We start from the raw sequence: 14762 nt of genomic DNA on the forward strand, positions 1-14762 counted from the left end.
CTAACCCAGTGCAGAGGGAGTTTCGGCGGATACGGGAATGGAGAACGAAAGACGTCTGGGAGGAGCGGATTTCATGCGCGCCGTCGCATGTCTGATGGTGCTTGTTCACCATCTCGTGCTTCGCATGAATTTCTACAAAATCCCGCCGAACCTGGATCTGACCTTCATATTGGCGCGCTTCGGCAATCACGGCGTCTCGGTCTTCTTCGTCCTCAGCGGCTTTCTGCTTGCGCGGCCCTTCTGGCTGGCGCTGGATGGAGCCAAGCCCCCACCGTCTTTGAAGGTCTACGCCATGCGCCGCGCCGCGCGCATCCTGCCGGGCTTTTGGTTTGCCCTGACGGTCGGCTTCCTGATCAGCTTCACAGTCTACAGCTTTCCGCTGGATGCAGAACTGGTCGGCCGCTACATCGCCGGCTTCTTCCTGATGAGCCAATGGCATTGGCGCACCTTTTTCCCGGTACAGGGGGACGGTCCCTTATGGTCGATCCCCTTCGAGACGACCTGCTATGTTCTTCTGCCGATCGGCTTCCTGCTGCTGTTCCACGCGAAAGCGGGGTTACGCTCCGCGCTGGTCAGCCGCCTGCTCTGGATCGGCATCATCGCGGTCTCATTGATCGGCCATTGGCTTATCGTCACCTATTTTCCGACCGACAACATCGGGCGGGGATGGCTGCATGGCTTCCAGGGCGGCGCCAAGGAATGGATGCCGCGCTATAACCCCATCGGCTTTTTCGCGATATTCGCCATCGGCGCGCTCGCAGCCGGAATCCAAACCATCCTACCGGCGCGCCGCTCGGCGATCTACGACATCATCGGAGCACTCGCGATCATCATGGGCGCGTGGCAGTTGCCGCAGTCGATCGGCGGGGCGGGAGAAGGCTATGCCTGGCTCGGCATTCCCTATCAATTCCCGCTGCTTCCGCTGGCGGCCGCGATCGCGCTTTGCGCGCTGCCGCAATCGCTGCTGCTGGCAAGATTGCTCGACAACGGCCTCATCCGCTACATCGCCACCGTCTCCTTCGGTGTCTACATCTGGCAGGATATCGTGCTGACCTTGATGCCGCAGCTCTTTCCCTCATCCTTCGGCGCAGGCTCTAACGACGTTCTCAGCGGCTGGATAATTTCAAGCCTCATCGCAACCGCCATCATCTTCGCCATCGGCACGCTGAGCTATGTGCTGCTCGAACGCCCCGTCATTCAGTGGGCGCGGACACGGGAAAACAAAGTAATGCGACCCGTCACCGCGTGACGGGCCACAAGGAAAGGCACAAGCTGCAGGTTCCTAGAGCATTTCCGCTTTTCTTCGAATCGCGAAAACGCTCTATCCTCTTGTTTTTACGCAGTTCCGGACGCAAAACCGCTTCGCACTTTTGCTGGAACTGCTCTAGATGCGTGTCGCCTTCAGGCGCTCTTCATCGAGAACGATCCCGAGCCCCGGTGCAACGCCGAGATCCAGCCAGCCGGCATCATGCTTGAGCGGCGATGCCATCGGATAGTCGCGGCGGGCCTCGCTCCACTCCGGATTGTCATAGGGGTATTCGAGCCAGGCCGCATCCCCCACCCCGGCGGTCAGATGCGCGTTGGCGAGAACGCCGATGCCGTTCGTCCAGGAATGCGGCGTGAACTGCACGCCCGCCTCACGGGCCTGATAGACCAGCCGCCTGCACCCGGTGATACCGCCGACCAGCGCGACATCAGGCTGGATGACGTCGAAGGCACGCTCCTCGATGATATCGCGGAACTCGTAGAGCTCGCGCGTCATCTCGCCACCGGCAATCCTGACCGAGGTCGCCTGCTTCAATTCCTTCATGCCCTTGCGGTCGGAGCGGTGAAGCGGCTCCTCCATCCAGTAGATGCCGAGCCGCTCCAATTCCTTGGCGACAGCAAGCGCATCCTTGAAGGTCCAGGGCAAGGTCGTATCCCAGGGCATGCGCCAACCCTGGTTGCAGTCGACCATCAGCTCCAGCCGGTCGCCGACGCGGGCGCGGATCGCTTCCAGCGCCTTGACGTCCTCCCGCCAGCCGCCGCGGCCGCCCGAAGACGAGGAGAAGCGCACCTTCATGGCCGGAAAGCCTTCGTCGATATAGCGCTCAGCCTGATCGGCCATGGCAGACGGTTCGCGCAGAACGCCGGAGGATGCATAGAGCCGCACCCGGCTGGCACGCCCGCCGAGCATCCGCCAGACCGGCTCGCCGGTGATCTTACCGGAGAGGTCCCACAGCGCCAGATCCATCGGCCAGCAGCGGCCATAGTGGAAGTTGATATGCGACAGGACTTCATAGTGGCGTTCGACGTGTCGGGGGTCCTGTCCGATGAACAGGTCCTCATGTCCCTCGAAGCCCTTCATCAGATCACCGGAGCCGATACCCTCGCGGCCCTCGTCATCCCCGACGCGCACGATGGTCGCATCGAAATGCCGGCGTGGACGGCCATCCCAGCTCGCCTTGAACGCCGGATCGAGCGGCAGGCGGTGATGGGTGATTTCGATGGAAACAATCTTGCTCATGGTCATACCTCCCCGCAAACCTCAACCGAACTGCTGCCAGATCGTCTTGTAATCGCAATATTTATCGATCGCATGCACCGAACGGTCGCGGCCGAAGCCGGACTGCTTGAAGCCGCCGAAGGGTGTGGCGAAGTTCGACATATCGTAGGTATTGATCCACACCGTACCCGCATGGATCTCTTCGGAAAAGCGGTGGGCGCGGTCCATGTCCTTGGTGAAGACGGCACCGGCCAGCCCATAGATCGTATCATTGGCGATCTCGAGCGCCTGCTCTTCGGTATCGAAGGGAATAGCGGCCAATACCGGGCCGAAGATTTCCCGCCGTGCCAGGCTCATGTCGTTGGTCATGTCGACGAAGACACCCGGCGACACATAGTAGCCGCCGGTTTCGCTCAAGACCCGCTCGGCACCGAAGGCACAGCGCGCGCCCTCCTTTTCGCCGGCTGCGATCATTGCCAGCACCTTGTTCATGTGCTCTTCCTCGATCAGGGCGCCGATCTGCGCCGAGGGATCGAGCGGATGCTTGAGCGCGATATCGGAACGGGTGACCGCCTCGATCTTTGCAATCAACTTGTCCTGCACAGACCGCTGCACGATCAGGCGGGTCGAGGCATGGCAGGTCTCACCGGAATTATAGAAGCAGCCCCAGGCGGCCGCGACGGCGGCGGCATCGAGATCGGCATCTTCGAACACGACCAGCGGTGACTTGCCGCCAAGCTCCAGCGCCACGCGCTTGACGTTCGATTGCGCCGCATAGCCCATGATCAGCTTGCCGACTTCAGTGGAGCCGGTGAAAGCGATCATGTCGACATCCATGTGCAGCGCCAGCGGCTTGCCGGTCTCTTCGCCATAGCCCGTCACCACGTTGAAGACGCCCGCGGGCAGGCCGGCTTCAATCGCGAGTTCGGCAAGGCGGATCGCCGAAAGCGAGGACTGCTCCGCCGGCTTCAGCACCACGGAATTGCCGGCTGCGATCGCCGGTCCCAGCTTCCAGGCATCGATGATCATCGGATAATTCCAGGGGGTGATCGCGCCGATGACACCGAGCGGCACCTTGCGCACCAGCGCCCGGGCATTCGGGCCGGTCGGCGCAATCTCGTCATACATCTTGTCGATCATTTCGCCATAGAACTGGATGCCGTCGGCGCAAAGGCGAACATCGACACCAAGCGACGCCATGACCGGTTTGCCGACATCGATGGTCTCAAGCATGGCCAGCTCGTCGCCGTGGGTGCGGATGAGCTCGGCCCATTTCAGCATGATCTTCTTCTTTTCCAGCGGCTCCTTCTTGCGCCAGACACGGCTTTCGAAGGCTGTGCGGGCGGAGGCGACGGCAGCATCGACATCAGCGGCATTGCCGCGAGCAAGTTCAGCACCGGGCTTGCCATCCATCGGCCGGATGCGGATGAAGGTTTCGCCGGATGCCGCGGCACGATGGGCGCCGTCGATGAAGTGCCGTCCTTCGGGCTTGAGGCCGGAGAGAACGCTTTCCCAATAATCGCGCGTGTAGTTCTTGGTCATCTCAAATTCCTTTCGGCAGCGCCATGACGGCGGCGGCAAATCGGTCGATATCGGCATCCGTCACGTCGCGGATCGTCGAGCGCCGCATGGGCTGGTTTTCGGTCGCACGCATTTCGCGGGCGAGATCGCTTTCATCGAACGGCTTGAAGGCAGCCGGCAGCGAGCGCACGATGCCGCAGCGGTCCATCCAGTCGGAGACAAAAGCCGGCAGCTCAGCGGCATTTTCGACGCCGCAGGCCTTGGCCGCTGCATTGAGATCCGCAGTATCGGCTTCGACCAGCCAGCCAAGCGTCACTTCGAAGCCGAGCGCGGTCGCAAGACCGTGATGGACCGGCCCAAGGCCCGCCAGCGCATGGCTGACATTATGCGCGATCGCCGTGCCGCAATTGTCGATGGCAATGCCGGCAAAGCAGGAGCCGAGCAGCACGTCGCCGCGGGCGGCCATATCGTCGGGCTGCTTGACCGCCGTTTCCAGCGCACCTGTCAGCAGCCGCAGCGCCTGATGCGCGTAGAATTGCGCACCGCGATGCGTGTTCCGGTTCGTCGCGGCTTCAAACGCGTGGATGAAGGCATCGAGACCGCACCATGCCGTCAGGTTGGCGGGCAAGGTCTTCGTCAGCGCCGGATCGAGGATGACGAGATCCGCCTTCGTCTCCGGCCCCCAGATCCAGAGCTTCTTGCCTTCAGGTCCCGCGAAGATATTCGTGGCCGATGTCTCCGAACCCGTCCCGGCCGTGGTCGGGATCATGATCTTCTTCAACGGGTTTTTCGGCAGCGGGTTGGCCGCCAGCGCATAATGCATCGGATCCTCACCGGAGGCGATGCAGCAAGCCACGATCTTGCCGATATCGAGAGCCGAGCCGCCGCCGATGCCGATCACCATATCCGCGCCCTGCCCTGCCTCGATCGCTGCATGCAGATGCGCAAGCTTCGGCTCGCCGGCAAAATCGAAAAAGACCTGCGTATTTACACCCGCCTCGGCGAGCTCACCGCTTATCCTGGCGGCAAGGCCCGACTGCGCCAGGAAGGCATCGATCACGAGCAGAACGGTGCCGACGCCATCGAAGGATTTGACCGCGGCGGGAAGACCGGAGAGCGCACCCTCGCCGAAACGAATGTCTGGAATGGCGGAAATGGAAAAGGACACGCGGGATCCCCTTGGAAAAGCGGCCGAAAATGATGCCACAATCCTGCATCACAATTTCAGATCTTCAAATCCGGGCAATTATCGGGAATATTGATGATCTGAAGTTATGGAGCGCCAATGCTGGAGAAAATACCGCTGGAGGCCTTCCGCGTGTTCGACGCGGCCGCGCGCGCGATGAACTTTTCCCGCGCCGGCCGGGAGCTGAACATCACCCAGGCCGCCGTCAGCCGCCGCATCAAGGGGCTGGAGGATCACCTTGGCGCGACGCTCTTTACCCGGCGCGGCCGGAACCTGGCGCTGACGCCGGATGGCGAACGGCTGTTCCAGCGCGTACGCGCCACGCTGGAATATCTGGAGGAAAGCCTGGAACCATTTCGCGCCGGCACAGGGGAGATCATCTCGATTGCGGCGAGCGGCTCGATCTCGCATCTCTGGCTCGGGCAACGGCTGAGGGATTTCGGCAAGGAAAGCCCCGGCATCTCCGTGCGCCTGCTGACGACGGACGTCCATTCCGAACTCGCCTCGGAGAACAACGATCTCATCATCATTTATTCCACCGGCGAACATCCCCGCTGGAGCCTGACACCACTGATGAAGGAAGTGCTGGTGCCGATCGCCTCGCCCGACTATCTGGCGATCCGCGGTCTCGATCCACAGGCGCTGACGGCGGTCGATATCGCCGGGCTCGATCTCATCGATTACGAGCGCGCCAACGCCCACTGGATCAGCTTCCGCCAATGGTTCGGCCGCATCGGCGACCCCTTGAAGGGCAAGCCGCCGAGACCGCGCCTATCCTTTTCGACCTATATCATGGCGGTGGAAGCAGCGCTTCGGGGCGAAGGGATAGCGCTCGGCAGCCTGGGCCTCATCGAAGAGTATCTGCAGTCGGGCGCGCTAGTCACCGTCGGCAACGATCGTGTCGAGAGCGGATTCGGATACTATCTCGGCGCCCCGCGCTTCCGCTCGCTCTCTCCCGAGGCGGCACAGCTTCACCGCTTTCTGTTGAATGGACAGCAGGTTTGGTGAGACGACGGGAGGAAGCGCCTCACCGCCTCCGCTTTGAGAGGTGGGAGTTGCAGTCGCTCACCACCCGTCGTCGTGGTTCGAGGCTGCAGCGCCCTTCGAAAAGCTCAGGGCGCTTTCGCGCCTCACCGTGAGGACTGGTCTTGCGTGCCTCTCCGCGGGGCTCTTGCGTGGCTCACCATAGGGCTTGCCCCACCTCATGGTGAGGTGCAACGCCGTTAAGCGGAGCGAAAACGGCGATGCACCGAACCACGAGGTGGCCCGGGGTTCCCGCCGGATGTTACCCAACCCTGTGATTTGCCCCGCCTCACCCTGAAGTAAGCAGCCGAAACCTCGAAGGGGATGACCTCCTGCTTCCAACAAAAAAGCGGCCCATAGGACCGCTTTCGTCTCACTCATCACTATCCGGATCGCATCAATCCTGCGGGATCGAGCCGCGCAGATGCGAGAGTTCCATGATGAAGTGCTCCAGGCGCGACTTGTGCTCGTGATGTTCGGCATCTTCGAGTTCGGCCTTGGCGGCATTGATGCGGCGGTCCAGCTCGTCGCGGCTCATGTCCTCGACCGGAACGGCGGATTCGGCAAGCAGCGTGCAGCCGGTCGGCAGGATATCGGCGAAGCCGCCGAAAACGACGTAATCCTGCTTCTTGCCCGAAGCCGAATGCACCTTGACGACGCCCGGCTTGATCGTGGTCATGGTCGGCGCATGGTTCGCCATGACGGTCATCTCGCCTTCGCTCGCGGGGATGACGACATCGATGACCTGTTCCGACAGCAGCAGGCGCTCCGGAGAAACCAGTTCGAAATTGAAATTGTCAGCCATGGCCCGTCACTTCTCGATTGTCTTATTCGCAAGGCAAGGGCGCGCGGGCAATGCCGCGCGCCGATGGATTGGCCTTATCAGGCAGCCAGCTTCTTGGCCTTTTCGATCGCTTCTTCGATCGAGCCGACCATGTAGAAGGCAGCTTCCGGCAGATGATCGTATTCGCCGTTGACGAGGCCCTTGAAGCCCTTGATCGTGTCTTCGAGCGCAACGAGCTTGCCCGGCGAGCCAGTGAAGACTTCGGCGACGAAGAACGGCTGCGACAGGAAGCGCTCGATCTTGCGGGCGCGGGCAACGGCCAGCTTGTCGTCTTCGGAAAGTTCGTCCATGCCCAGGATGGCAATGATGTCCTGCAGGGCCTTGTAGCGCTGCAGCGTCGACTGAACCTTACGAGCAATTTCGTAGTGCTCTTCGCCGACAACCAGCGGGTCGAGCATGCGCGAAGTGGAGTCGAGCGGGTCGACGGCCGGGTAGATGCCCTTTTCAGCGATCGAGCGCGACAGAACCGTCGTTGCGTCCAAGTGGGCGAACGAGGTTGCCGGTGCCGGGTCGGTCAAGTCGTCGGCCGGAACGTAAATGGCCTGAACCGAGGTGATCGAGCCCGTCGTCGTCGTGGTGATGCGTTCCTGCATCTGGCCCATGTCGGTGGCGAGCGTCGGCTGATAGCCCACGGCCGAAGGAATACGGCCGAGCAGAGCTGACACTTCCGAACCAGCCTGGGTGAAGCGGAAGATGTTGTCGACGAAGAACAGAACGTCCTGGCCTTCATCGCGGAAGTTTTCAGCAACGGTCAGGCCGGTCAGAGCAACACGAGCGCGGGCGCCCGGCGGTTCATTCATCTGGCCGTAGACGAGTGCGGCCTTGGAGCCTTCGCCACCGCCATGCTTGTTGACGCCCGATTCGATCATTTCGTGGTAGAGGTCGTTGCCTTCGCGGGTACGTTCACCCACGCCTGCGAACACCGAGTAACCACCATGCGCCTTGGCGACGTTGTTGATCAGTTCCATGATGAGAACGGTCTTGCCGACACCGGCGCCGCCGAACAGGCCGATCTTGCCGCCCTTTGCGTAAGGAGCGAGGAGGTCGACGACCTTGATGCCGGTGACGAGGATCTGCGCTTCCGTGGACTGCTCGACATAGGACGGAGCATCCTGGTGGATGGCGCGCTTCTTGGACGTGTTCAGCGGACCTGCTTCGTCGACCGGCTCACCGATGACGTTCATGATACGGCCAAGCGTCTCATGTCCGACCGGAACCGAGATCGGCGCGCCCGTGTCCTTGACCGGCTGGCCGCGAACCAGACCTTCGGTCGAGTCCATGGCGATGGTGCGGACGGAATTTTCGCCGAGGTGCTGTGCGACTTCGAGAACCAGACGATTGCCGTTGTTGTCGGTTTCAAGCGCGTTCAGGATCGCCGGGAGCTCGCCGTCGAAAGCAACGTCCACAACGGCGCCGATAACCTGCGTAACCTTACCGACAGAACCTGCGGGGGTAGCTGCGTCAGCCATATTCTTACCCTCTTTTCCTAACCTCAGAGCGCTTCCGCGCCCGAAATGATTTCAATCAATTCCTTGGTGATCTGTGCCTGGCGCTGACGGTTGTAGTTCAGCGTCAGCTTGTTGATCATCTCACCAGCGTTGCGCGTCGCATTGTCCATCGCGCTCATCTTGGCGCCCATCTCGCCGGCGACGTTTTCGAGCAACGCGCGGAAGATCTGGACGGAGATGTTGCGCGGGATCAGGTCCGCGAGGATCGAAGCCGCATCCGGCTCGTATTCGTAGACGGCGCCCTTATGGGCCGCATCTTCTTCGACGATGGCCGGAGCCGAAGCCGGGATGAGCTGCTGCGCCGTCGGCACCTGGCTGATCACCGACTTGAATTCGGAGTAGAACAGCGTGCAGACATCGAATTCGCCAGCTTCGAACATCTCGATGATGCGCTTGCCGATGGCGTCGGCATTGTCGAAGCCGATACGCTTGACGTCGCGCAGTTCCTTGCGCTCGACGATCAACGATGCGTATTCGCGGCGAAGCACGTCATAACCCTTCTTGCCAACGGTGAAGATCTTCACCGTCTTGCCTTCGGCCAGAAGCTTGCGGGCATGGTCGCGGGCGAAACGCGAGATCTGCGAATTGAAGCCGCCGCAAAGGCCGCGTTCGGCCGTGCAGACGACGAGCAGATGCACATCGCTCTTGCCAGTTCCGGTCATGAGCAACGGCGCGCCGTCAGCATCGCTGACAGCAGCCGAAATGTTGGCCAGAACAGCGGCCATGCGCTGCGAGTAAGGCCGGGCGGCCTCGGCCGCCTCCTGCGCACGCCGAAGCTTCGCCGCGGCGACCATTTTCATCGCCTTGGTGATCTTCTGCGTCGCCTTGACGGAGGCGATCCGGTTTTTCAGATCCTTGAGTGAAGGCATCCTTGGTCCGTCCTAGAGCTTGGGCCCGATTACGCGAAAGACTTGACGAAGCTGTCGAGAACAGCGGTGAGCTTGCCCTTCGTCGCGTCGCTGATGGCCTTTTCGGTACGGATGGTGTCGAGGATTTCCTTGCCTTCCGAGCGGAGGTAGGACAGCAGGCCCTGCTCGAACTTGCCGACCTGGTTGACAGGCAGCTTGTCGAGGTAGCCGTTGACGCCGGCGAAGATCACCGCAACCTGCTCTTCCGTCTTCAGCGGCGAGAACTGCGGCTGCTTTAGGAGTTCCGTCAGACGCGAACCGCGGTTCAGCAGGCGCTGCGTTGCGGCATCGAGGTCAGAACCGAACTGGGCGAAGGCGGCCATTTCGCGATACTGGGCGAGTTCGCCCTTGATCGAGCCTGCAACCTGCTTCATCGCCTTGATCTGAGCGGACGAACCGACGCGCGAAACCGATAGACCGACGTTAACGGCCGGACGGATACCCTGATAGAACAGGTCGGTTTCGAGGAAGATCTGGCCGTCGGTGATCGAGATCACGTTGGTCGGAATGAAGGCCGAAACGTCGTTGCCCTGCGTTTCGATGACCGGAAGAGCGGTCAGCGAACCGGCGCCCTTGTCGTCGTTCATCTTGGCGGCGCGCTCGAGGAGACGCGAGTGCAGGTAGAAAACGTCGCCCGGATAAGCTTCGCGGCCCGGCGGGCGGCGCAGCAGAAGCGACATCTGGCGGTAGGACACAGCCTGCTTGGAAAGGTCGTCATAGCCGATCAGAGCATGCATGGCGTTGTCACGGAAGTATTCGCCCATGGCGCAACCGGCAAACGGCGCGAGGAACTGCATCGGAGCCGGATCGGAAGCGGTCGCGGCAACGATGATCGAGTACTTCAGTGCGCCGCGCTCTTCGAGAACCTTGACGAACTGAGCGACGGTCGAACGCTTCTGGCCGACGGCGACGTAGACGCAGTACAGCTTTTCGCTGTCCGGGCCGGCATCGTGGATGGCCTTCTGGTTCAGGATCGTATCAAGAATGATGGCGGTCTTGCCGGTCTGGCGGTCGCCGATGACCAGCTCGCGCTGGCCGCGGCCAACCGGGATCAGGGCGTCGATGGCCTTGAGGCCGGTCGACATCGGCTCATGAACCGACTTGCGCGGGATGATGCCGGGAGCCTTGACGTCGACGCGCGAACGGCGGGTCGCATTGATCGGGCCCTTGCCGTCGATCGGGTTGCCGAGCGCGTCGACAACGCGGCCGAGCAGCTCCGGACCGACCGGAACGTCAACGATCGCGCCAGTGCGCTTGACGGTGTCGCCTTCCTTGATGTCGCGGTCGGAGCCGAAGATAACCACGCCGACATTGTCGGCTTCGAGGTTCAGCGCCATGCCGCGGATGCCGCCGGGGAATTCGACCATTTCGCCGGCCTGGACGTTGTCCAGACCATAGACACGGGCGATACCGTCACCGACGGAGAGAACCTGGCCGACTTCGGAGACTTCAGCTTCCTTGCCGAAGTTTTTGATCTGATCTTTCAGAATTGCGGAAATTTCCGCGGCGCGGATATCCATCAGCCGACCTCTTTCAATGCAAGCTTAAGGGTGGAGAGTTTGGTGCGAAGGGACGTATCGATCTGACGCGAACCGACCTTGACGATCAGGCCGCCAAGGATCGACGGATCGACTGTGACGACAATCGTCACGTCCTTGCCGGTGACGCCCTTCAGCGCCGCCTTCAATTCATCTTCCTGCGCGGGGGTGAGCGCATGGGCCGAGGTGACCTCGGCGGAAATTTCGCCGCGATGCTGGGCGGCGATGATGCGGAAAGCCTTGATCATGCCCGGCAGCGCAAAAAGGCGCCGGTTGCTGGCCACAAGCTTCAGAAAATTGGTGACGTAAGCGCCGAAGCCTGCCTTCGTTGCCAGCGCCCGGATCGCGCCGACCTGCTCTTCGGCCGAAAAGACCGGGCTGAGGACGAAGCGCTTCAGATCTTCGCTCTCGTCGAGCATGGCTTGGAACCGATCGAGATCGGCGGTCACTGCCGGCACGGTACCCTCTTCAAGGGCCAATTCGAACAGCGACGAGGCATATCGTTCTGCAACGCCAGAAACATGCTGGGATGTGTCTGCCACGGGCACAAAATTCCCTGATTTCAACCCAAGAACCAAACTTCCGGGTGACGGAAGCGACATGTCCTTGAATTCGTTTTGATTTCCCCCAGAAATCAGCAGGAGTGCTCTCCCGCCTCATCCGAAATTCGGGGTTCGTCTAACATAGGATATTGAGACTCGCAACACGCGTATTCGACGAATACGCCATTCGGGCGAATTTATGATGGCAAAATTCGAAAAGCATGGGGACAGCGCCGGCAAAAATGGCCGCGCCGGAGCTGTTTTCGGTTCAAATATAGCCTAGCCCATAGAGAAAAGGTAGCGCAGCCAGTGCAGCCTGCACAACCAGAAGGAGAAGACTCAAAAACACGCTGCCACGATCCGACATCAGCGACAGGATGCGACCGAACGCCGCCACGCAAAAGGAAGCACCGAGCGCGAGATAGATCATCGGCTGCGCCAAGAGGATCGCCACCAGTCCGAAGCCGACCATGAAGCCGCCGGCCGACCGGGCTTCGGCATAAGCTTCGGATCGCCCTTCCTTCACCTGCAGCTTGAGGAAGCGGTAGGTGTAACCCGGCGCGAACATCAGGAAGAGACCGATCAGCGCCGTGACCGCAGCCGAACAATAGGCAAGCCGTTCACCGAATTCGGTCGGAAAATAAAGCTCCATCATCGCCCTCAAATCAGCCAGTACACAAATCATGCAGTTGAGACGGCCGACTTATGGCATGATCCGGGTTGCAAGGGGAAGGCGCAGCCGGGATATCTGCCACATCAATCACAGAAAGCTTTGCGGATCGATATCGAGCTGCACCTGCACGGAACCGCGCTCCTTTGGGGACTGCGCCAGCATCGTCCGCAGGAACCCCTGCATATCGGAATTGCGCCTGCCGTGCACCAGCAAGCGAAAGCGGTGGCGGCCGCGCACCAGCGCGATCGGCGCTTCGGCCGGGCCGAGCACCGAAATGCCGGTCACCTGCGGCGCCGCATTGCGCATGCCGCGCGCATGGGTCTCCGCATCCTGCCTCGTGTCGGCCGAGACGATAATCGAGGCGAGTCTACCGAAGGGCGGCAATATGGCCCTCTCCCGTTCCGAAATCTCGCGCTCGTAAAAGGCGCTGGCATCGCCCGAGACGATCGCCTGCATAACAGGATGCTGCGGCTGGTAGGTCTGCAGCAAGCCGTGGCTCTCGAGACCGGTTCGCCCGGCGCGCCCCGTCACTTGAGACAAAAGCTGGAAGGTCCGCTCGGCGGCGCGCGGATCGCCATTCGCAAGGCCAAGATCCGCGTCGACGATGCCGACCAGCGTCATCAGCGGAAAATTGTGCCCCTTGGCGACGAGCTGCGTGCCGATGACGATATCGGCCTCGCCCTTGGCGATCGCATCGAGCTCCAGCCTCAGCCGCTTGACGCCGCCCATGATGTCGGAGGAGAGCACGATCGTCCGCGCCTCGGGGAAATGCCGCTCCACCTCCTCGGCGATACGCTCGACGCCCGGCCCGCAGGCGACGAGATGATCGAGCGTGCCGCATTCGGGACAGGCCTCCGGCGTGCGCTCGGCATAGCCGCATTGATGGCACTGGATCTGATTGCGGAAGCGGTGCTCCACCAGCCAGCTCGAACATTGCGGGCACTGGAACCGGTGGCCGCAGACGCGGCAGAGCGTCAGCGGCGCATAGCCGCGCCTGTTGAGGAACAAAAGCGCCTGCTCGCCCTTGGCAACCGTCTTGCCGATCGCCCGGATCATGACGGGCGAAAGAAAACCGCCGCGCTCCGGCGCATGCCGGCGCATATCGATCAGATGCAGATCGGGAAGTGCCGCATCGCCATAGCGTGTCGGCAGGTGGATTGTCGTGTAGCGCCCGCTCTGACCATTGACCTGGCTTTCGACCGAAGGGGTGGCCGACACCAGCACGACGGGAAAATCGCCGATGCGGCCGCGCACGACGGCCATGTCGCGCGCATTATAATAGACGCGGTCCTCCTGCTTGTAGGCGGGGTCATGCTCTTCGTCGACGATGATCAGCCCGAGATCCTCGAAGGGCAGGAAGAGCGCAGAACGCGCCCCGGCCACGACCCGCACCTCGCCTGTCACGGCCTGACGCCAGACCTTTTCGCGCATGCGCGGCGCAAGATCGGAATGCCATTCGGCCGGCTTGGCGCCGAAGCGATCCTGGAAGCGCTCGAGGAAGCTTGCGGTCAGCGCAATTTCCGGCAGCAGGATCAGCACCTGCTTGCCACGCCTCAGTGTTTCGGCGATGGCCTCGAAATAGACTTCCGTCTTGCCGGAGCCGGTGACGCCATCGATCAGCGAAACAGCGAATTCGCCCTTGCGCACATCGGCCAGGATTTCGTCGGCGGCATCCTTCTGCGGCCCTTGCAGCCGCGACGCGGTGAATTCCGGATCGGGCTTGGCAACTACGGGCGGCGGCGGCAGGAAGATGGTCTCGAAAATGCCCTGCGAGATCAGCCCGTCGATGACGCTGGTGGAAACGCCCGCCGCATGCGCAAGCCCGGTGCGCGTCCACGAAAGTCCATCGGCGGCAATCTCCATCACCTTGGCGCGGGCCGGCGTCATCCGCTCCGGCTGGCCGCCGACGAAGCGCAAGCCCTCGATCATCGGTTCGGGGTCGAAGGCAGCCGGCGCTCTCAGCGCCATGCGCGCCACCAGTCCCGGCGGCGACAGCGTATAGGTGGCAACCCAATCGATGAAATCGCGCATGTGCTTGCCGAGCGGCGGGCAATCGAACACATGGCTGATCGGTCGAAGCTTCTTCGGATCGACCCCGCCATCGTCATCGCCGTCCCAGACGACGCCGATGACCTGCCGCGGCCCGAGCGGCACCTGCACGACCGAACCAGGCTCGACCGCCATGCCCTCGGGCACGGCATAGGAATAGGCCCTCGGCGCCGGCATCGGCACGAGAACGGGAACCGTACGGCTCATCACAGGTTTTGCGGGCGCGACCTCGAAAAGCGCACCGAACAGATCGGAAGAATCTTTGCTCATTGCGCCAGACCATGCCCCGGACGGACGCAAAAGGAAACCCGGGAGAGGCACCCGATCGCTCGCAAAATGCGGACGGCTTGCTGATGCCGGCAATGTCCGGCGTTATGCTACAGCGTCATCAATGATCGCTATCCGCCCTAAGCGGACTAAATGGGCGACGCTTCTCTAATCGGCGGGCGCTTACGGTCCGCTCGTTTCGTTATTTCTTCTTCTCT

Annotated in this window: 12 protein-coding genes; 2 read left to right on the forward strand and 10 right to left on the reverse strand. The window is 61.8% G+C overall.

All coding sequences use genetic code 11. The features are described 5' to 3' along the window. Positions 1–37: 37 nt before the first annotated feature. Positions 38–1249 carry an acyltransferase family protein gene (locus tag FP026_RS17390; protein ID WP_149635887.1) on the forward strand — a complete coding sequence of 404 codons (1212 nt, stop codon included), beginning with the start codon at positions 38–40 and terminating at the stop codon, positions 1247–1249. Between the two features lie 135 nt (positions 1250–1384). On the opposite strand, the gene FP026_RS17395 is transcribed toward FP026_RS17390, so the two are convergent. The 3 genes from FP026_RS17395 to FP026_RS17405 are packed head-to-tail and all read right to left on the reverse strand — an operon-like array spanning position 1385 to position 5174. Beyond that, positions 1385–2506, reverse strand: coding sequence for a mandelate racemase/muconate lactonizing enzyme family protein (locus FP026_RS17395; RefSeq protein WP_149635888.1), 1122 nt, complete (start codon positions 2504–2506; stop codon positions 1385–1387). Between the two features lie 21 nt (positions 2507–2527). Continuing rightward, on the reverse strand, positions 2528–4027 hold the full coding sequence (locus tag FP026_RS17400) for an aldehyde dehydrogenase (protein WP_149635889.1): 1500 nt from the start codon (positions 4025–4027) through the stop codon (positions 2528–2530). A gap of 1 nt (position 4028) precedes the next feature. Further along, the gene (locus FP026_RS17405; protein WP_149635890.1) at positions 4029–5174 is read right to left on the reverse strand and encodes an iron-containing alcohol dehydrogenase; all 1146 of its coding nucleotides are present in this window, start codon (positions 5172–5174) and stop codon (positions 4029–4031) included. 117 nt (positions 5175–5291) lie between these two features. Between FP026_RS17405 and FP026_RS17410 the strand changes: the two genes are divergently transcribed. After that, positions 5292–6200, forward strand: coding sequence for a LysR substrate-binding domain-containing protein (locus FP026_RS17410; RefSeq protein WP_149635891.1), 909 nt, complete (start codon positions 5292–5294; stop codon positions 6198–6200). Between the two features lie 412 nt (positions 6201–6612). Here FP026_RS17410 and FP026_RS17415 read toward each other — a convergent pair whose 3' ends face one another. The 7 genes from FP026_RS17415 to FP026_RS17445 form a co-directional block, all read right to left on the reverse strand. After that, positions 6613–7020 (reverse strand): F0F1 ATP synthase subunit epsilon, encoded by a 408-nt coding sequence (locus FP026_RS17415; protein WP_095436050.1) that lies wholly within the window; start codon positions 7018–7020, stop codon positions 6613–6615. A 77-nt stretch (positions 7021–7097) separates the two neighbouring features. Beyond that, entirely contained in the window at positions 7098–8528 is a 1431-nt protein-coding gene (gene atpD / locus FP026_RS17420; protein ID WP_113231543.1) for a F0F1 ATP synthase subunit beta, read from the reverse strand. A 23-nt stretch (positions 8529–8551) separates the two neighbouring features. Next, entirely contained in the window at positions 8552–9436 is an 885-nt protein-coding gene (locus FP026_RS17425; protein ID WP_149635892.1) for a F0F1 ATP synthase subunit gamma, read from the reverse strand. 29 nt (positions 9437–9465) lie between these two features. After that, positions 9466–10995 (reverse strand): F0F1 ATP synthase subunit alpha, encoded by a 1530-nt coding sequence (gene atpA / locus FP026_RS17430; RefSeq protein ID WP_149635893.1) that lies wholly within the window; start codon positions 10993–10995, stop codon positions 9466–9468. After that, positions 10995–11561: a F0F1 ATP synthase subunit delta gene (locus FP026_RS17435; RefSeq protein WP_149635894.1), complete on the reverse strand. Its 567-nt coding sequence runs from the start codon at positions 11559–11561 to the stop codon at positions 10995–10997. Before FP026_RS17435 ends, atpA begins: the two co-directional genes overlap by 1 nt. A gap of 262 nt (positions 11562–11823) precedes the next feature. After that, positions 11824–12207: a DUF4345 domain-containing protein gene (locus FP026_RS17440; protein WP_149635895.1), complete on the reverse strand. Its 384-nt coding sequence runs from the start codon at positions 12205–12207 to the stop codon at positions 11824–11826. Between the two features lie 108 nt (positions 12208–12315). Further along, positions 12316–14547 (reverse strand): primosomal protein N', encoded by a 2232-nt coding sequence (locus tag FP026_RS17445; protein ID WP_149635896.1) that lies wholly within the window; start codon positions 14545–14547, stop codon positions 12316–12318. Positions 14548–14762 lie beyond the last annotated feature (215 nt).

The sequence above is a fragment of the Martinezella tropici genome (assembly GCF_008370325.1).
Taxonomy (GTDB): Bacteria; Pseudomonadota; Alphaproteobacteria; order Rhizobiales; family Rhizobiaceae; genus Rhizobium; species Rhizobium tropici_B.

Bases quoted from the DNA above. Each gene is read 5' to 3' on its own strand.
- FP026_RS17390 (WP_149635887.1), top strand. From the start codon at position 38: ATGGAGAACGAAAGACGTCTGGGAGGAGCGGATTTCATGCGCGCCGTC.
- FP026_RS17395 (WP_149635888.1), bottom strand. From the start codon at position 2,506: ATGAGCAAGATTGTTTCCATCGAAATCACCCATCACCGCCTGCCGCTC.
- FP026_RS17400 (WP_149635889.1), bottom strand. From the start codon at position 4,027: ATGACCAAGAACTACACGCGCGATTATTGGGAAAGCGTTCTCTCCGGC.
- FP026_RS17410 (WP_149635891.1), top strand. From the start codon at position 5,292: ATGCTGGAGAAAATACCGCTGGAGGCCTTCCGCGTGTTCGACGCGGCC.
- FP026_RS17415 (WP_095436050.1), bottom strand. From the start codon at position 7,020: ATGGCTGACAATTTCAATTTCGAACTGGTTTCTCCGGAGCGCCTGCTG.
- atpD (WP_113231543.1), bottom strand. From the start codon at position 8,528: ATGGCTGACGCAGCTACCCCCGCAGGTTCTGTCGGTAAGGTTACGCAG.
- FP026_RS17425 (WP_149635892.1), bottom strand. From the start codon at position 9,436: ATGCCTTCACTCAAGGATCTGAAAAACCGGATCGCCTCCGTCAAGGCG.
- atpA (WP_149635893.1), bottom strand. From the start codon at position 10,995: ATGGATATCCGCGCCGCGGAAATTTCCGCAATTCTGAAAGATCAGATC.
- FP026_RS17440 (WP_149635895.1), bottom strand. From the start codon at position 12,207: ATGGAGCTTTATTTTCCGACCGAATTCGGTGAACGGCTTGCCTATTGT.
- FP026_RS17445 (WP_149635896.1), bottom strand. From the start codon at position 14,547: ATGAGCAAAGATTCTTCCGATCTGTTCGGTGCGCTTTTCGAGGTCGCG.